Annotated in this window: 15 protein-coding genes; 4 read left to right on the top strand and 11 right to left on the bottom strand. The window is 52.6% G+C overall.

Annotation, left to right across the window (positions count from 1 at the left end; all coding sequences use genetic code 11):
• Position 1: 1 nt before the first annotated feature.
• The 10 genes from GX466_01490 to mutM form a co-directional block, all read right to left on the bottom strand.
• Positions 2 to 1,864 (bottom strand): methylaspartate mutase, encoded by a 1,863-nt coding sequence (locus tag GX466_01490; protein NLH92887.1) that lies wholly within the window; start codon positions 1,862 to 1,864, stop codon positions 2 to 4.
• Positions 1,865 to 1,875: 11 nt separating this feature from the next.
• The gene (locus GX466_01485; protein NLH92886.1) at positions 1,876 to 2,277 is read right to left on the bottom strand and encodes a hypothetical protein; all 402 of its coding nucleotides are present in this window, start codon (positions 2,275 to 2,277) and stop codon (positions 1,876 to 1,878) included.
• 1 nt (position 2,278) lies between these two features.
• On the bottom strand, positions 2,279 to 2,854 hold the full coding sequence (locus GX466_01480; GenBank protein ID NLH92885.1) for a ComF family protein: 576 nt from the start codon (positions 2,852 to 2,854) through the stop codon (positions 2,279 to 2,281).
• Positions 2,855 to 2,951: 97 nt separating this feature from the next.
• The gene (gene purQ, locus GX466_01475) at positions 2,952 to 3,647 is read right to left on the bottom strand and encodes a phosphoribosylformylglycinamidine synthase I (GenBank protein NLH92884.1); all 696 of its coding nucleotides are present in this window, start codon (positions 3,645 to 3,647) and stop codon (positions 2,952 to 2,954) included.
• Entirely contained in the window at positions 3,637 to 3,906 is a 270-nt protein-coding gene (gene purS, locus GX466_01470) for a phosphoribosylformylglycinamidine synthase subunit PurS (GenBank protein NLH92883.1), read from the bottom strand. The genes purQ and purS overlap by 11 nt, the downstream gene beginning before the upstream one ends.
• A gap of 192 nt (positions 3,907 to 4,098) precedes the next feature.
• Positions 4,099 to 5,031 (bottom strand): Patatin, encoded by a 933-nt coding sequence (locus GX466_01465; protein NLH92882.1) that lies wholly within the window; start codon positions 5,029 to 5,031, stop codon positions 4,099 to 4,101.
• A gap of 115 nt (positions 5,032 to 5,146) precedes the next feature.
• Positions 5,147 to 5,659, bottom strand: a complete 513-nt coding sequence (locus GX466_01460; protein NLH92881.1) for a ferritin — start codon at positions 5,657 to 5,659, stop codon at positions 5,147 to 5,149.
• A 9-nt stretch (positions 5,660 to 5,668) separates the two neighbouring features.
• A complete protein-coding gene (locus tag GX466_01455; protein ID NLH92880.1) occupies positions 5,669 to 6,853 on the bottom strand; it encodes an FprA family A-type flavoprotein in 1,185 nt (394 codons plus the stop codon).
• A gap of 168 nt (positions 6,854 to 7,021) precedes the next feature.
• Positions 7,022 to 8,362: a T9SS type A sorting domain-containing protein gene (locus GX466_01450; protein ID NLH92879.1), complete on the bottom strand. Its 1,341-nt coding sequence runs from the start codon at positions 8,360 to 8,362 to the stop codon at positions 7,022 to 7,024.
• Positions 8,363 to 8,757: 395 nt separating this feature from the next.
• The gene (gene mutM, locus GX466_01445) at positions 8,758 to 9,561 is read right to left on the bottom strand and encodes a bifunctional DNA-formamidopyrimidine glycosylase/DNA-(apurinic or apyrimidinic site) lyase (GenBank protein ID NLH92878.1); all 804 of its coding nucleotides are present in this window, start codon (positions 9,559 to 9,561) and stop codon (positions 8,758 to 8,760) included.
• Positions 9,562 to 9,736: 175 nt separating this feature from the next.
• Here mutM and GX466_01440 point away from each other — a divergent pair, with 175 nt between their 5' ends.
• The 4 genes from GX466_01440 (at position 9,737) to GX466_01425 (ending at position 16,701) form a co-directional block, all read left to right on the top strand.
• Positions 9,737 to 10,687 carry a DUF4932 domain-containing protein gene (locus tag GX466_01440; protein ID NLH92877.1) on the top strand — a complete coding sequence of 317 codons (951 nt, stop codon included), beginning with the start codon at positions 9,737 to 9,739 and terminating at the stop codon, positions 10,685 to 10,687.
• A gap of 153 nt (positions 10,688 to 10,840) precedes the next feature.
• Positions 10,841 to 14,281, top strand: coding sequence for a DNA polymerase III subunit alpha (locus tag GX466_01435; GenBank protein NLH92876.1), 3,441 nt, complete (start codon positions 10,841 to 10,843; stop codon positions 14,279 to 14,281).
• Positions 14,265 to 15,380 (top strand): GWxTD domain-containing protein, encoded by a 1,116-nt coding sequence (locus GX466_01430; protein NLH92875.1) that lies wholly within the window; start codon positions 14,265 to 14,267, stop codon positions 15,378 to 15,380. The genes GX466_01435 and GX466_01430 overlap by 17 nt, the downstream gene beginning before the upstream one ends.
• A complete protein-coding gene (locus tag GX466_01425; protein NLH92874.1) occupies positions 15,367 to 16,701 on the top strand; it encodes a GWxTD domain-containing protein in 1,335 nt (444 codons plus the stop codon). The genes GX466_01430 and GX466_01425 overlap by 14 nt, the downstream gene beginning before the upstream one ends.
• 496 nt (positions 16,702 to 17,197) lie before the next feature.
• On the opposite strand, the gene GX466_01420 is transcribed toward GX466_01425, so the two are convergent.
• Entirely contained in the window at positions 17,198 to 17,578 is a 381-nt protein-coding gene (locus GX466_01420) for a YraN family protein (protein ID NLH92873.1), read from the bottom strand.
• Between the last annotated feature and the right edge of the window lie 75 nt (positions 17,579 to 17,653).

The following is a 17,653-nucleotide window of genomic DNA, read 5'->3' as shown; positions in this document are numbered from 1 at the left end:
CCTACTTCAGTATCTTATCAGGATAGGCCTTGAAATCGGTCATCCACTTCTTCAGGGTGGCGATGCGTTCGGCGCGGTCGGTGGGAATCACGAAAGGCTGGCGTCCGCGGGTGTCCAGAACGATGCCGACGATGCCGCCGTGCAGATCGATTGTGAGTTCCTTGCTTTTGTGCTCGTCGAGGACGAGGCCGCCGTGGGTTCTCAGTGTGGCTTTGGCCACTTCGCCCACGCCGCAGGGGATCAATCTGACTTCGCCGAAAGGAATATCCTCAACCCATGTCTTGCCGTCGGGAAGCTCGAGTCTGGCGTGGAGAGCGGGTTTTCCCACCTTGCTCTTGCCCACCGGGGCCACGCAGGAGCCCAGATAGACCATGCAATCCTTGCGGAACACCTCGGTGGCCGCTTTGGTGCTGATCTCGGAGAGCACGCCCAGATGCGGCATCATGAAGATGCTGTCCACCGCCAGGCGGGTTACGCCCTCCGGCAGGAAAGCGTTGATGAGCAGCATCACGGTCTGATGTCTGCGCGGAGCGTGGGAAAGCACACCACCGCTGCCCACGAGGAGGTCAAGGGTCATCATGTTCACGATTGTGGCGCCGGAAGTTGACTGGCTGAAGGCTTCGGAGATGTCGCGCTGGCGCTGCATGCCTTTGAGGCTGCTGGCAAATTCTTTGTGCTGCTCGAAAGCCAGGCGCAGAGCTTCGATCGCGATGGCCTGTTCCAAAACGAGTTCCTCCAGCAGGGAGGGAATCGTGGTGGGCCGGATCATCTTGTTCTTGATCATGTTGCGCAGATAGTTCTCATCTATGTCCAGAGGAACCCAGCGCATGATGTTGTCCAAGCCTGCGGAAGCCAGAACGTTTGATATGCTGTAGCTCATGCCGAGGTTGGCGCTCACGGTGCGGTTGAAGATAAAATCCTCCGTGAAGACGGAAAAGACGTCCGTGGTGGCACCGCCGATATCAACACCCACCACCTCAATGTTTTCCTCTTTGGCGATAGCCTGCATGATGCTGCCAACCGCCGCAGGGGTGGGCATGATGGGAACGCTTTCGTGATCAGGGCCTTGGCACCAAGCCATCAGCTTGTTGTAGCCCGGGGCCTGTTTCATCACGTGCTCCATGAAAAGGTCGTGGATCTTGTCTCGGGCGGGGCCGAGGTTCTCGGTTTCCAGTTTTGGGCGGATGTTATCGGTGACGATGAGGTCAACCTTGTCGGCCAGGGAATCCTTGATGTGCTGCTGGGCTTCCTTGTTGCCGGCATATATCACCGGCAGCTTGTAACCGGCACCCAGACGGGGCTTGGGATCAGCTCCGCTGACGAGCTCCGCCATCTCCACCACGTGCTTCACAGTGCCGCCGTCCTCGCCCCCGGCCATGAGAATCATGTCCGGACGCAATTCGCGGATGCGTTCAATCTTTTCGTGGTTCATGCGTTTGTCGTTGCTGGCGATGAGGTCCATAACAATGGCGCCCGCGCCAAGGGCGGCTCGCTCGGCGCTTTCACCTGTCATGGATGCCACCACGCCGGTGACCATCATCTGCAGTCCACCGCCGGCCGAGGAGGTGGAAACATAGGCGTCCACGCCCACGTCGCCTTTTCGCGGAATCACGAATTCACCGTTTTCCATGAAGCGGATATTGGGGTTGTTATACTTGAGCCGGGCCAGCTCTTCCAATTCCTGAGTGGCGTTGATCACGCCCTTTGTAACGTCGTTGAGCGGGGCCTCCACAGTTGTGGGTGCCTCGCCGCGGATGGTTTGGCGATATTCGCCGTCCACCCATTCGATCAAAATTGCCTTGGTGGTCGTGCTGCCGCAGTCCGTGGCCACGATCCGGGTCAGGCGTTTTTCGTCGTATTGCATTATACCTCCGCTTATTCAGCTGATTTATCGTCTTTTTTGAAAAGTTTTCGGATGGCCGCCCGGTACTGGTTTTTACGACGCTGGCGGCGAAGTTTTGCCTCGGCCCGGCGTTCGCGGTTGAGCTCTTCGTCCAGCTCGTCGATACGTTTGATCAGGCGTTTGAGGTGAACTTCTTCCTGGATCATCAGGGCGAAATGCTGATATTTCTCCGAATCGAAGACCATTTCAGCAAAGGGCAAAATGAAAAACATAGCCTGGCTGGCGATGCCGTGCAGGGGATGCAAGGATTCCAGCAGCAGAATTCCAGCCGAGCCCATCTGCTTTTCCACAAAGAAGCGCGCCACCTTTTCAATCATCTGGTTCGCTTCATCGGAAGTGAGCGTGGTCTTGATTTCCTGATACTCTTTTTTCATGTCACACAGCCCTTGTGGCAGTGAGAACAGCCACCCGGGAAGCGCCGCCCGCTTTTAGCACTTGCGAGACTTCATTAACTGTGGTGCCGGTAGTGAAAACGTCATCCACCACAATGATCCTTTGGCCACCGACATTCGCTCCGCGGCGCAGGGTGAAAGCTCCGGAAAGGTTGTCCAGACGTGCCTGGCGGCTCAAATTGGTCTGGCTCCGGGTGTTTTGACGGCGAATCACAGGTTGGGAAAATGGAATGCCAAGTTCGAAGGCCAGGGCGCGGCCCAGAAGTTCTGACTGGTTGTAGCCCCGGTCGCGTTCGCGCACCCTGTGCAGAGGCACAGCCGTCACAAGGTCAAAATTGCCCCGGAAACGTTTGGCAGCGGGAATGGACATCAGGGCCTGACTGAAAAAAACAGCCGGAGACCTGATGTCGCTATATTTGAGGTGATACACCAATTCCTGCGCCGGAGTTTTGAAAACATAAGCAGCCCGCGCGTAGTCGAACTTGAAGGCCAGGTGGGAACAGGCTTCGCAGCGGTAGTCTGCCAGCGGGGCCCCGCATTTGTTACAATAGTTCTCCATAATTGGCTGCAAACGCTCGCGGCACTGGGAACAGAGGACCTCTGCTGCCGAATCCACAGATTCGTTGCAAGCCAGGCACACCGGCGGGAACAAAAGTTTATCCACAGAACCCAAAATGGCGTTCCAGCGCATCGAAAAACCTTTTACCATCCTGGTTTGTAACAAACTTTGTGGCTGAACGTTCGGGATGGGGCATCATTCCCAACACCCGGCCGGAGGGATCGCAAATGCCGGCAATGTTGTCCCGGGAGCCGTTGGGATTGGCTTCCAAAGTAGTGTTTCCCGAGGCATCGCAATAGCGAAAAACTATATGGTTGTTGTCCCGCAATTCGTTGTAAACGTGATCATCACAGAAATAGTTGCCGTCTATATGGGCGATAGGCATGTCCAGAACTGTGCCGGAGGGGATGCCTTCGGTGTAAGGAGTGGTGGAGTTTTCCACCCTCACATGTTGATGCCGGCAGATGAAGTTCAAACCGCTGTTCATCAGCAGCGTGCCAGGCAATAGGCCACATTCTGTGAGGATCTGGAACCCATTGCAAATCCCCAGCACCAAGCCGCCGCGCCGGGCATACGCCAGCACTTCGTTCACGACGGGTGAGAATCTGGCCAGCGCTCCGCCGCGGAGATAGTCGCCATAGGAAAATCCACCCGGAAGCACTACCAGATCAGGTTGTTGTAGGTCACGGTCCTTGTGCCAGACCAAACTGACATCATGCCCCCGAGAGGCAAAAACCTCCAGGGCATCATGATCACAGTTCGAACCGGGGAAGGTTATCACGCTAACTTTCAAGCTGGTTTTCCTCCCGCTGTTCCAGAGTGAAATGGAAGTGTTCGGTATTGGGATTGGCCAGCAGATCACTGCAGATCTTCTCTGTTTCCCGCTTCGCCAGCTCCGGATCCGAGTGGTTGAAACTGATTTCGATGTATTTGCTGACGCGGGTTTCATCCACACTGGAGTACCCCAGCTGATGCAGGGTATTCGTGACCGCTTTTCCCTGCGGATCAAGCACGTTGGGTTTGAGAAAGACGTGTATTTTGGCTAAGATCATTCTATTAACCTTTGGCTTTTTATCAGTTATTCACATTCTGGCGGAGCCATTTTTAGTCAATGGATTTTTTGCAACTGCTTGGCTCAAAGCCGCGGAAACGCGATATTTCTTCCACAACCCAGCCTCTTTGGCAGTGAAAAGCCTGCCAATTCTGTATTACGCAAAGGCCTTCTTTATTGAATGTCGCGTATATTATTCCGGTTCCGGCGAGGTGGGAGTTTCACCCGTGACATGGCCACGTTTCATCAGGTGGGAGATCAAGCCTTGGTAGCGGTTGAGCAAATGGGCCATGAATTTTGGTTCAGCCATACCGGCCAGGCTTTCTTTGGCGGAGCGGTAGCCAAAATCGTAAAAATCTTTCACATTGGCCAGATCGAACATGTTCTTACGGGGATCGTGGGCATCGATGAAGAGGTCGGGAGGGTTATGCAGCATGGCCTGGATTGCCACAAAGCCCTGGTTTTGCAGAATGGACTGGATTACCACCTCATGAGTACGGAGGTCATTATTGACCAAGGGGGTAGTCACGCCTATCTTTTCAGCCTCCTGCGAAACCGGCGGCAGCACATTGACGGCGATGGTGAAAGATCCCGGCACGAGGTCTTTGAAGGCCACAGGCAAAGGATGTTCGATACCCCCATCCACGAAGAGGTGGCCTTGCATCTCGTGGGGCGAAAAGAGCAAAGGCAGCGACGAAGAGGCCCGCAGCGCGCTTGTGAGGGACCCTTTGTCAATGAGGATGGTCTTGCGCAGATTGAGGTCGTAGGCCACAGCCACAAAGGGCAGGAGCAGTTCCTCGATTTTCACCGGCCCTATCCACTTGGCGAAGAGGTCCATGACCTTCTTCTTATTGTGCAGGCTCTTGATCAGGTCCAGAGAGAGTTTTAGGGGTTGAAAGGGCACCCAGCCGGGATTGAAGAGTAGCGTGGTTTTGCTGTCAAGAGCCAGCGCCAGGATCTCCTGCGGGGTTTTTCCCATGGCATAAAGCCCGCCGACTATTGCGCCCATCGAGGTCCCCACTATACCGGTGATGTCAAATTCCTCGCAAATCGCCTCAATGGCGCCGATGTGCGCCAAGCCGTAGGCAGCGCCGCCGCCCAAGATGAGTCTGGCTTCCCTTTTCATGGATGTCATTTTAGGGCAAGGAATAGATTGTCAAGCAAAACGCGGCATCAGGAGCAAAAAAAGCGCGGAAACCCGAAGTGGGGATTTCCGCGCCATAATGGAACCGGGATGAGGATTATTCCCCGGCCTCCGGAGGAGTAAAGGTCCGGGAGCTCAATTCCCTGTCCAGCATCAGGATGCCATGCATGTTGTCACCGATCATTTCCAACTGGCTCACGATGCGGTCAACGCTCGCCTCTTCCTCAACCTGTTCGTCCACATACCATTGCAGGAAGCCTCTGGAGGCGTGGTCGTTTTCGGAAATGGCGATGTCCATCAGGTTATTGATGCTCTTAGTGACGAACTGCTCGTGTTCGAGAGCCGCTTTGAAGGCCTTGAGCGGATTTCCGAAGTCCACTTCCGGCTTTTCTATGGCCATAAGTTCCACCTTGCCGCCTCGCTCTATCAGGTAGTCGAAGAATTTCATAGCGTGAAAGTGTTCTTCCTCGCTTTGCGCCTTCATCCAGCTGGCCATGCCGTCCAGGTTTTCGTTGGCAAACCAGGCTTGCATGGAGATGTAGAGGTATTCTGAAAACAGCTCTTTATTGATCTGTTCATTGATGGCTTTTTCCAGGGTCTTGCTTATCATGGGTATCTCCTATAAATACTTATTTAGTTGTTGTTCTACGTGTTGCGTGATGCCGGCCAGAGTGGCCGCATCCGGGATGTATTGCGTTTTAACCGGCTCCAGCATCTCAAAACCGCATTCCTTGGGATCGCCCAAAAGCTGCTGCAGAATGGAGACGCTTTGCCCGCCCCAGCCGTAAGAACCAAAGGCCAGGCCAATCCTTTGCTTTGGTGAAAGCCCTTTAAGATAGTAGATGAAGGCTGCCACGGTGGGCAGGATCGAATTGTTCAGGGTGGGCGAGCCCACAGCGATGAATCTGGCATCCATCACGTCGGTCATGATGTCTGAAATATGGTTGGTTTGCAGGTTCAGCATTTTTAGTTTAAAACCTTTGTTTTCAAAGGCCTGAGCGATGGCTTTGGCCATTTTTTCGGTGGAGCCCCACATTGAGTCATAGATTATCAGGGCGCGCCGGGGATCGGCCACGTTGTTTGCCCAATCCGTGTAGGCAGCAAGGATTTGGGGAATGTGTTCTGTCCAGATGAGGCCGTGACTGGGAGCGATCATCCCGATATCGAGTTGGGAAGCCGCTTCCAGGGCTTTGCGCACCTGTGAGGAATAGGGCAGCACGATGTTGGCATAATACTTTTTTGCCTCCTCCATCGCGATACTGAAAGGGTAATCCGTTGCCAGGCGTTCGCTGGAGGCGATGTGCTGGCCAAAAGCGTCGTTTGAAAAGAGGATCTTTTCCTGAGGGCAATAGGTCACCTGATTATCAGGCCAGTGCACCATCGGCGTGGTGAGAAAACTCAGGTCGCGCTTGCCGATATTGATGCTGTCGCCGCTTTTGATTTCCTTAAAGTTCCAGTCCTGACCGCAGTGCATCTTCAAACCCCTGATGCCGCTGGCGTTGGTGTAGATCTTGGCGTTGGGGATCAGCTTCATCAGCATGGGCAAGCCGCTGGAGTGGTCCATCTCCACGTGGTTTTGCACGATTATGTCGATTTTGGCGGGGTCGATAACGTCGCTGATGCGGGCCAGCATCTCATCATAGAGGTAATACTTCACGTTGTCGATCAGGGTAACCTTCTCGTCAATGATCAGATAGGCGTTGTAGGTGGAACCACGCTGGGTTAGGTAGCCGTGGAAACTCCGCAGGTCCCAGTCTATTCCACCGACCCACCAGATATTTTCTCTTAACTTATACGCTTTCATTATTTTTCCTCATGGTTCAATTATTTGTGATGGCCAAATGTCCTACTAATACAATATACACTCAGAGAATCGTACGGGCAAAAAAAACTTTACCCATGCCCGCAAAACAGGTCCTGGGGTTGTGAAATCCCAGCTGCCTGGCTTCTTGTCCGTTAAACCGGCCTTATCTCATTTGGCCAGAACGGCTTTCACAGTGCGGCTTTCTTTTCCGGAGGACAGCCTGATAAGATAAATCCCAGCGGCCAAAGACCTTCCCGCCCCGTCCTTGCCGTCCCAGAAGGTCTGATGCGTTCCGGCGCTTTTCTTGGCCTCCAGCAGGGTCCGCACTTTCTGGCCTTTGAGGTTGTAAACCGAAATCTCGATGTGGCCAGCCGTTTCCAGCCTGAAACTGATTCCGGCACTGGGATTGAAAGGATTGGGGTAAACGCTCAGCGCGACGCCCACTCCGGGCATTGCGGGATCCTCGGCTGGAACGATCTCCTGATATCCCATGCAATATCTGTACTGAGGCATAAATTCCTCTTCCCCGTAGTTTGGAGAAAAGGTCGTTTCCGCGATGGGATAGCCTTGCTGGTAAGTATAGTCTTTGTATTGACTCAGGTTCCAGATTTCAGGGTCCCAAGGATAGAGCCGGACGAAGTTTTCAATGGTGTTCAGAAACCCGTCGCTATTGTAGCTGTGGAACCAGCGGTACCTCTCACTCCAGGTGCCATTGGCGCCTGGGTGGAAGACCCTTTCCTCCAGCAACTTGGAGGGTTGAACCCCGACGAAAAAGCACGATAGGGTCCCCAAGTATGAAAATTCCAGCTGGCGCAGGTAAGATTCATGGGTGGTCTGGTCATCATTGTGGTAAACATAGTTCCTGCGTTCCTGTACATACCACTGATCCCAATCGGCATCGATTCTGGATACCAATATTTCGCTCGGCCGGCTGGCAGAATCCATAGCATAGTCATATATTATTACGGACGGCACGGGTGATTCATAACCATAGGTGAATTCAACCACCCGTTTCAGGATGTTGGTGTCAGGCCAGTAGATGAAGATGGTCTGACGATGTATCATCCCCTCATACATGTTCAAGTTGTAGTTGATCTCTTGCGGCATGCCGTTCTCATATTCATACAGCAGTTCCCAGGATGGATACCATGCCCCTTCATAGTAATATTCTTCGGTCACATGCTGGGCTTGGCCGTCGTCGCTGTACTCAAAGAGGGTCCGGCCAGCTAATTCCAGCGGGTCACCCGGGTTCGAAGCCCAATAATGATTGATGCAGCCAATCCTGCCAAGGCTGTCATAAATGGCTTCCTGGCGCCACGTGTCTATCCATCCGTCTTCGTAACACTGATGCAGCAAGCAGTCCATACCCCGCGTCCCGCTCAACGCGGCCAGGAACTGCCGGGGAGTGGGGTCAAAACCGGCTTCGGGAAGCCGCGGCCTTGCCGGATGGCCTGCCCAAACCGTTGCCCAACAGACAAGCAATACTGCCATAAAGATCATTTTGCGCATCTCAATCTCCTTGGAAGTTGTGTCTCACCGGATCATAAATCCACCACTTCCGGCGAAAGCATTATCTCACCACCGCCAGTTATTTGTCAAGTGTTTTTTGGCTCATTTTCACTTATGGAGGCTAAAGCCTTCAGGGCTGTTTTCTGGCTGGGCGCCAACACCCACTTGAATCAAAATACAGCCACAAATTCTCACCCACCGCCATGTCCTGTCAGTCAGGTCCTTAGCGCCCGATTCCGTTCCCCTCCCCTTCCTCCCGCATGATGCTCGCATCAAATGCGGGTATCATGCGAGAGGCGCGCCCGGGACAAGGGACAGGGCCTTAACGGCCAGACAATATGCCTTCAATCCTCCTCGGAGTACCCGGCGCTGGGATTAAGGCAGTTCCGCCCAGTTCACTTCTGGCAAACCGGGCAGTAAAAGGTCCCGCGCCCTCCCTGCTTGATCTTGGCGATTTTGTGACCCTGCGGGCAGAGGTCTTTTTGGTAAACCCGCAGGAAATTCTGGAACTGGCCGGTCTTATCGTCCACCCTGCGGAAATCAGAGATCGAGGTTCCGTTCATAGCGATGGCTTCCCGCAGTACGGACTTTGTTTCCGCCACGAGCTTTTTCAGCCGGGGCAGGCTGAGCCGGCCAGCCGGGGTGGCGGGATCAATCTTTGCCCGGTAGAGGATCTCGCAGGCGTAGATGTTGCCCAGCCCGGCGATCAGCCTTTGGTCTAGCAACGCGTTTTTGACCGGTGTCTTGCGGCCCTTCAGGATTTTCTGCAGATGCGCGCCGTCGAATTCGTCGGAGAGCGGTTCGATTCCAAGTTCCGGCATGAATTTGCCCAGATTCCCGGTTTTGCAGAGTACGATTTTGCCGAAAGTGCGGATGTCGATGAAATGGAGCTTTCCCATCCCTGAGAGAAGGAAACAGGCCCGCTCGTGGACCGAAGTGCCGCTCACGGCCTTGTCCGTGACCAGTTTTCCCGTCATCCGCAAGTGAATGATAACGCTGATCCCGCCCTCCAGATCCAGGATCATGTATTTCCCGCGCCGGTGGTGGGACAGGAATCTGGCCGGAAACACCTTTTCAGGCAATTCTGGATCCTTCACCACCGTACCCGGATAAAAACAGTCCAGTCCAAGTATCTCCTTGCCTTTCAGTTCCTTAGCCACTCCATCCAAAACAGTCTGCACTTCTGGCAATTCTGGCATGACGTCTATCTCCTGATGATTGAATGATTCTTTGCTGATATGCTAATCCCTCCGGGCAGTTGAGCCAGAAAAATCATTCATTATCCTGAATGGGAAGGCGATGATATTTGTTGACAGAATCAGGGTGACCCATATTTTGCTTAGATAAGGCAAAGTCAAAAAAATGGAGATGCGGATGAGGATCAGATTGGATCAACGACTCGAATTGCTTTTAACGGCCATGTTCATATCGGACTATGATACCAAGGGTTTCTGCGTTGATCCTGAAGACGAACATGCTCGCGAGGCGCTTGAGAAATTTGGCAGTTTCGTAGCACATCCAGCCGTGGCCAATATCAGCCGGGTGTGGGGTACGGAAATTGACTGTAGCTCCCCACCCCATTACGCTTTGACGCTTACCGAAGACATAAAGCTGGACCCCACCTTCAACTTGGACCAAGTTCGGGAAAATCTGGTTCCAAACGCTGATCTGAGCAGATTCACGGCTGACCTGCGCGGCTTCCATCGTAAAGCGGATTTCACCCTGCATTTCAGTCAACTTCAGTCGCGTCTGGCGCCCTGGCTGGAGAAGCTGAACGATCTGATAGCCCGAAGGCCGGTTCAGCATATCCTGGAACACTATCTGGGGCAGGAGCTTCCGGCTACGGAGGTGTTGTTGTGCACTCTGACCAGGCCATTTTTGTCCGTCACTGTTTCAGGGACTCGCGGAGAGACTTTGTATTGTCTGTGCAGCAGGAAATGGCTGGAGATCGCTGAGCAGAAAGACAGCCTGGAACGCATCCTGATTTCAGCGATCTGGCATGAATTTTCCCACCATGAAATCAACCCGCTCACTTTCGGGCTGTATGATAACCTGAATAAATTGAACCAAGAACAGGTGAACTGGTGCTGCGCCCTGAACGAAAGCATAATTAATGCTATTACCATCCGATTGCTGCTACAGGAGGAGGTCATTTCCGAAAAGCACACTGACTGGATGGTGAAGAACGCTGAACTAAACAAGGCACCACAAACCCGCGCCGTGCTTGATCTGCTGCTCGATTATGAACAAAACCGGTCCAGGTATCCAGACATCTCTTCCATCCACCCGCGACTGGTGAAGGCAGTAGGACCCCCACCCCGGTAGGATCTTCTGGCACAGGGCATCACGGGCATCTCCGACCCTTTCAAGTAAGCGCGACCTCCTGTGCTGCAACGGGTTGCCTTCCCCGCCAAATTATCCTTTGACAAAATACCGACGGCAGCAAATCTATGTTTTCAGAGAAAGGGAGAGACCAAGATGTCATTTGTACACTTACACAACCACACCCAGTACAGCCTGTTGGACGGTGCTTGCCGGGTTGACAGGATGGTAGCGCTGGCCAAGGAATACGGCATGCCGGCTGTAGCTATCACAGACCACGGCAACCTGTACGGAGTGATAGATTTTTACAAACAAACCACCAAAGCTGGTTTGAAGCCGATCATAGGCATGGAAGCCTACATCATCAACGGCGAACTGGACAGCGAGCACAACAAAAACGACAACCGCTACCACCTGATTTTGCTGGCGCAGAACTACACCGGCTACAAAAACCTGATGATGCTCTCCTCCATCTCTTTCATCGACGGTTTTTACTACAAGCCACGGATCAGCAAATCGCTACTGGAAAAGCACAGCGAAGGCCTGATCTGCCTCAGCGCCTGCATTCAGGGCGAAATCGCCTCCCTGCTGGCCAACAACCGGGAAGACGAAGCCCGGGAAGCCGTGAAATGGCATCAGAGGGTCTTTGGAGACCGATATTTCCTGGAAATCCAGGACCATGGGCTGGGGCTTGAGCGCGAAGTGATGCCGGCTTTGATCAAACTGGCCAAAGAGATGAACCAGCCGCTGGTACTCACCAACGACTGCCACTATTTGCATAAGGAAGACAACGAAGCCCACGACATCCTGCTCTGCATCCAGACGGCAAAAACCTTCAACGACCCAGACCGCATGAGATATAACACGGAGCAGCTCTACTTCAAAAGCCCCGAAGAGATGAAACAGCTGTTTCCGGAAGAACCTGAGGCCTATGCCAACACGCTGAAGATCGCCGACATGATCGATCTGGAGCTGAAATACGACAAGTTCCTGCTGCCCGAAATCGAGACCCCGCCGGAGTTTGAGGACATGGGCTGCTATCTCCGCGCGCTCTGCGAAGAGGCGGCAAAAGAAAAGTATCCTGAAATGACTGATGAAGTGCGGAAACGCATTGATTTCGAGCTGGATGTGATCCACCGCATGGGCTTTGATGGATATTACCTGGTGGTGAAAGACCTGATCGACAATGCCCGCAAACAAGGTGTTCCGGTGGGTCCGGGACGCGGTTCCGGCGCCGGCAGCATCATCGCTTATCTGCTTGATATCGTGCAAATCGATCCCATCCGCTACGGCCTGCTCTTTGAGCGTTTCCTCAATCCAGACCGCATCAGCATGCCGGATTTCGACATCGATTTCTGCGCCCAGAAACGCGGCATGGTGATCGACTACATCGTGCAGAAATACGGCCGCAACAGCGTTACCCAGATCATCACCTTCAGCACCCTGGGAGCCAAATCCGTGATCAAGGATGTGGCCAGAGTGCTGATGGTGCCTGCTACTGAAGCCAATAATATCACCAAGACCATCCCCTCCAACAAGACTTTAGAGGAGGCCTATAAAGAATCTCCGGATTTCCGACACCTAATTGACAATAACGAGCTCTATCAAAGCATCTACAAACACAGCATCGTGCTGGAAGGGTTGATCCGCCAGACCGGCATCCACGCCGCCGGGCTGGTGATCGCGCCGGGCGACCTCAAAGAATACATTCCGCTCACCTGCAGCAACCAGAAAGATTCCGACACCAACATCCTGATGCAGTACGAAGGAAAATGGCTGGACGAACTGAAGTTCCTCAAAATGGACATCCTGGGGCTGAAAACCCTCACCATTATCCAAAAAACGGTAGATTTGGTGCGCCAGTCCCACGGTGTGGAACTGGACATCGACCACCTTGACCTCAGCGATAAGAAGGTGTACAAGCTTCTTGGCAATGGGGATACGGACGGCGTTTTCCAGTTTGAAAGCGACGGCATGCGCAAATATCTTATCGACCTGAAGCCAAACCAGTTTGAAGACCTGATCGCCATGGTGGCGCTTTACCGGCCCGGCCCGATGAAATTCATCGATACCTATATAGCGCGCAAACACAAGCGGGAAAAAATGGTTTACGACCATCCCGTGATGGAGCAAATCCTGAAGGAAACCTATGGTGTCACCGTTTACCAGGAACAGGTGATGCGGATTGCCATCGAGATGGCCAAATTCACCCGGGGCCAGGCCGACACGCTACGCAAGGCAATGAGCAAGAAGAGTCTGGACACGCTGATGCAGCTTAAACAGCTTTTTACCAAAGGGGCAACCGCCAACGGCGTGCAAAGCAAGATTGCGGACAAGATTTGGAATGACTGGCTGGATTTCGCGCAATATGCCTTCAACAAAAGCCACGCCACCTGCTACGCTTTGGTTGCTTACCGAACAGCCTGGCTGAAAGCTCACTATCCTGTGGAATTCATGGCCGCGTTGCTTTCTCTGGAAGACGACCCGGCCAAGGTGCCGATTAAGATTGAAGTCTGCAACGCCATGGGCATCAAAATCTTGCCGCCAAACCTGAACCGTAGCGACAAAGAATTCACCGTGCGTGGAAAAGAGGTGATGTTTGGCCTCAGGGCCATCAAAAACATAGGCGACGCAGCCATCGACGCGATCGTGGAAGACCGGCAGAATAATGGCCATTATACCAGTATCTACAATTTCTGCAGCCGGCTGGACAGCAGCGCAGTGAACAAGACCGTGCTGGAAAGCCTGATCGCCAGCGGCTCTATGGATGATCTGGAGGGCAGCCGGGCCCAAAAATGGGCTGTGATCGAACAAGCCCTGTCTTTCAACACCGGAGCGCAAAGAGACAAAAAGATAGGCCAGACCTCACTATTTGACCTTATCACCACCGACAGCGACACTGAGGAATATTATCCCCCTCTACCGGTGGAAGAGCCCTGGAGCTATGCCGACCAACTGGAAAAGGAAAAGGAAGTTCTGGGTTTCTATCTGGGCGGACATCCGCTCAATGAATACCGCAGCTTGGTGAAATACCTCACCAATGCCAACTCGCAGAGCATCAAAAGCTCCAGTGGCAAAGACCTGGTGCTGACGGGCATCGTTTCCGGCATTTCCCGCAAACGTGACAACAAGGGCAACCCCTACGCTTTTGTCGAGTTTGAGGACCTCAGCGGACGCTTTGAGGTGGCGCTGTTCAACCAAGATTACGAAAAACACTTCTCCAAGCTGGCCACCGGCAAAATCTTCTTCGTTTTCGGCAACCGTTCCGGCTACAACAGCAACGAGGACAGCATGCCGCGGATCAGCCCCACAGACTTGGTCCCGCTGGATGAATTGCCCCAGAGCCTGCGGGGCGAAATTCGCCTCAATTTGACCTTGGCAAGGCTTTCCGAAGAATTCGTGGACGAGTATCAAACGCACACCGAGACAAACCGGGGCGGCTTCGCGATCAAGACCAGCATCACAACGAACGAAGGCGACAGCTATCTGCTGGAAGCTCAAAGGAAGATCTTCCCCAGCAACGATTTCTTACAGTGGCTGGAGGAAAAACAATACGATTTCAGCCTCCGGGTGGCAAGCAATGGTAAAAGCGGCTAAACTGACGCTGCTGCTGATTCTGCTGGCCCCGTTTCTGCCAGCCCAGGAGATCATCTTTGAGCATTACGATACGGGAGTCGATCTGTGGGTTCTGATTCCCTATAACTCACTGGTATTCAAAGCTGACGTAACCGAATCCCGCTACCAGCTGGTGATGGAACTGAAAAATACCAAGACGAAGAAAACGCTGAGTTTCGACCAAACCTTCGTGGTGCCGAAACGTGACTGGCTGCAGGATACCGCCATCCCTGTGACCTTCAGCGCGGAGATCAGCCCGGGAAATTACCAGGCCGACCTGCGCCTGCGCAATCTCACCCAAGGCGATAAAATCGATCTGAGGCGCAATTTCAGCCTGGAAGATGCCTACACCGAGATCGGACAGCCCTATTTCCTGCTCCGCAAGGAGGGTGTTACTTTCCAACCCGCGGTTTTAAGTCCTCTGCCAATCCCGGTGGATAGCTGTATTCTCACCCAAAAATTCAGCCTCGCCGCGGATAGCCTCCACATCGCGGGTATTTCTGGCGCGCGCGTATTCAATTCACCGCCAGGCTCTTACACAGCCGACCTGACCGAACAGACCAATGCCGATTCTCTGTCCGGCTTACGCCTTAGCATCTACGAGGGCAACATCTGCTACGACATGGAGCCCTTCCTCTACGACCAGTGGTTTTATTATAACGCGCGCTACAGCTATAAAGACCAAATCCAGCAACTGCGCTATATCGCCACACAAAATGAATGGAAAAGCCTGCGGGCCGTTCCGGATGAGAAAATGCACGAAGTTATAGACAAATACTGGCAGGTACACGATCCGAGCCCGGGAACCCTGCGCAACGAAGCACGCGAATCCTTTTACAAGCGCGTGATCACAGCCGACGAACGCTTCACCATCCATAAAAGGCTGCAGGGTTGGAAGAGCGACAGAGGTAGAATCTACATCAAATACGGCGAACCGGATGAGGTGCACAGCGAAGTGCATCCCCTGGACCTGCATCCATATATTGTCTGGATTTATTATAACCAGAATCTAGAGTTCATCTTCGCCGACACCGGTGGTTTTGGCCAATACAAACTAAGGAACAAAGATGAAGAATACTAAAGCATCACTGCTTTGTCTGGCTTTGGCCAGCCTGGCAGGGACGGCTACAGCTGACTCTTTCAACATGCATGTGTCCCCGCAGCGCTTTTTGGACAAGGATAAAAACACCATTATCAACGTCGATTACCAGATCCCTTACGGAAATCTTTGGTTCCTTGCCCAAAAAGGCGGTTATTTTGCTGAGTTGAACCTGCAGGTTGAGATGGTGGTTGACAATCAAATTATCTATAGCCAAACCTTCCGCGACAATGTTGGAATCTCGGATAAAAACGACGCCCGCTCCAACAAAAGCTATCTCAACCGGTTGACCTTCAGCGTGGAAAGCGAGCCCTACCTTCTGCGCCTGAACGCGAAAGACATCAATTCAAGAAAAACCGCCACCTGGACCTACCAGGTCACTCCACTGGGCGAACAGGATCTGCTCAGCGACTTGGAATTATGCAGTTACGCGAAGCCTGACAGCAGCAGTTTTCTGGAGCGGTTTCACCGTGGCGGAATCCTCTACCAGACCCAGCCATCGCTGATCTTCGATAAAACGGAGAGCGAAGACCTCACCATCTATTTTGAGACTTACAAGCCGGAAGGCCTGGCTGACGAAACCGGGCTGCTGGTTCTGACCGTATCAAAAGACAGCGTGATGGTGTTTGACCAGTTTCTGGACTACATACCGACCTCCAGCATCGAAGGAGTTTCCCTGCGCATCCCTCTGGAAAAGTTGAACCCAGGCAAATACACGGGATCGGTGGAATTTCAACTTGGGGACTTCAGCCAGGAAAAACAGTTCGAGTTTTTCCTGACAGAGCCCAAGCAGGAGCAGTTCTGCGTTTTTACCGATCCCGAGGATGATTTCAGGCTACTCAAATACTTCACAGGAGCCACCTCGACCAGCGATTGGAAAACCTATGATCTTGATACAAAGCGAAGATACCTGAGTCAAAAATGGAAAGCCCTGGCCGGAGCAGGCAATATGAACACTCAAACCATGCTCGACCAGATCAGCGAAAGGGTTGACTACGCGAACTACTATTACAGCCATTTTGAGCGGGGCTGGACCTCTGACATGGGCCGCATCCACATCCGCAGGGGCAAACCCGATGATATAGAAGTAGGCACCTCTTCTGATGAAGCCCGCTTCGTTCGCAAAGACTATCAGATATGGAAATACCAGGGCAGGCAAAAAGCGGTTTACCTCTTCCTGGACATTCAGATGAACGGCAATTACCGCCTGATTTACGTCGAGGGTGATCAGAGGGAAAGTTCGAATCCGGATTACCTCTATTACCTGGGGGACGACTTCGACACCAGAAAACTCTACAATTGACAGATAATAAGATCTTTATATCTGCAAGAATTAATATTCAAGCCGAGCTGGAGGAAGGGCTGGTTATCTGTCAGTTAATCTGAAAACAGATCTCTCTCAAATTCAGTAGGTAACCAAATGGCTTCAATCCCGTAGGTCAACATATACGGCAGGCTGTGAAGTAGTTGTACGAAGCGATGTCATCTGGCCGTTAAGGCCTCGTCCCAGGGCCCAAAAGCGCCTCCCGCATAATAGCCGCATTAGATGCGAGGATCTTGCGTGTGGTGTGAGAGAAGAATAAATGCGAGCGCTCAGGGCGTGACTGACAGGATATTGCGGTGGGTTTATTGCTCTCTTTAATATCAAGTGGATACTGGCGCTCAACCAGAAACCAATTCGGTGGGTTTTACCCATCCGGCTTGAAAGAGAGCCTGAAAAACTACAGATTTCGCATTTACAGACCGATCGCTTTAACTTCCGATTCCACAACCGCTATGAGCAAAAAGCCTCAGATAAATCACAATTCGGGCAAAAACGCATCTTCAAGGTGTTCAATCTGATAGCTGTCGGTGTGGCAAAAATACAACACCACTATCAAATCGAACCTTATTCTTGACTTGACACATTCAGGATGTTGAATAGTATAGCGCTGAGCAGTTAGCGTTATACGTTTGCGCTTGGTGAAAGATACATTCATCAAGGCTTGTTTGATAGAGTGTTTGGAGCGGGTTTTGACCTCCACGAAGACCAAAAGGTCGTCACGGGTGGCGATGATATCGATCTCGCCAGTGCTCGCCCTGAAATTCCTGGCAACGATGGCATAGCCCTTGTTAGCCAGAAATTTGGCGGCAAGATCCTCCCCAACATGGAATATTTCTTTTGCTTTTTGCTGTTGCATACGGCAAAAAAAAGCTTGACGGATAATCTGTCAACGATATTAATGACCCAAGACTAAGAAAAAACACCGAAAGGT

It is taken from the genome of Candidatus Cloacimonadota bacterium (assembly GCA_012516855.1).
Taxonomy (GTDB): domain Bacteria; phylum Cloacimonadota; class Cloacimonadia; order Cloacimonadales; family Cloacimonadaceae; genus Syntrophosphaera.
The sequence above is the reverse complement of the archived record's forward strand: the minus strand, read 5'-3'. Positions and strand labels throughout refer to the sequence as shown.

What these genes read in the sequence shown, in the direction of transcription:
- GX466_01490 (NLH92887.1), bottom strand. Translation starts at nt 1,864, where the DNA reads ATGCAATACGACGAAAAACGCCTGACCCGGATCGTGGCCACGGACTGC.
- GX466_01485 (NLH92886.1), bottom strand. Translation starts at nt 2,277, where the DNA reads ATGAAAAAAGAGTATCAGGAAATCAAGACCACGCTCACTTCCGATGAA.
- GX466_01480 (NLH92885.1), bottom strand. Translation starts at nt 2,854, where the DNA reads ATGGAGAACTATTGTAACAAATGCGGGGCCCCGCTGGCAGACTACCGC.
- purS (NLH92883.1), bottom strand. Translation starts at nt 3,906, where the DNA reads ATGATCTTAGCCAAAATACACGTCTTTCTCAAACCCAACGTGCTTGAT.
- GX466_01465 (NLH92882.1), bottom strand. Translation starts at nt 5,031, where the DNA reads ATGAAAAGGGAAGCCAGACTCATCTTGGGCGGCGGCGCTGCCTACGGC.
- GX466_01460 (NLH92881.1), bottom strand. Translation starts at nt 5,659, where the DNA reads ATGATAAGCAAGACCCTGGAAAAAGCCATCAATGAACAGATCAATAAA.
- GX466_01455 (NLH92880.1), bottom strand. Translation starts at nt 6,853, where the DNA reads ATGAAAGCGTATAAGTTAAGAGAAAATATCTGGTGGGTCGGTGGAATA.
- GX466_01450 (NLH92879.1), bottom strand. Translation starts at nt 8,362, where the DNA reads ATGCGCAAAATGATCTTTATGGCAGTATTGCTTGTCTGTTGGGCAACG.
- mutM (NLH92878.1), bottom strand. Translation starts at nt 9,561, where the DNA reads ATGCCAGAATTGCCAGAAGTGCAGACTGTTTTGGATGGAGTGGCTAAG.
- GX466_01440 (NLH92877.1), top strand. Translation starts at nt 9,737, where the DNA reads ATGAGGATCAGATTGGATCAACGACTCGAATTGCTTTTAACGGCCATG.
- GX466_01435 (NLH92876.1), top strand. Translation starts at nt 10,841, where the DNA reads ATGTCATTTGTACACTTACACAACCACACCCAGTACAGCCTGTTGGAC.
- GX466_01430 (NLH92875.1), top strand. Translation starts at nt 14,265, where the DNA reads ATGGTAAAAGCGGCTAAACTGACGCTGCTGCTGATTCTGCTGGCCCCG.
- GX466_01425 (NLH92874.1), top strand. Translation starts at nt 15,367, where the DNA reads ATGAAGAATACTAAAGCATCACTGCTTTGTCTGGCTTTGGCCAGCCTG.
- GX466_01420 (NLH92873.1), bottom strand. Translation starts at nt 17,578, where the DNA reads ATGCAACAGCAAAAAGCAAAAGAAATATTCCATGTTGGGGAGGATCTT.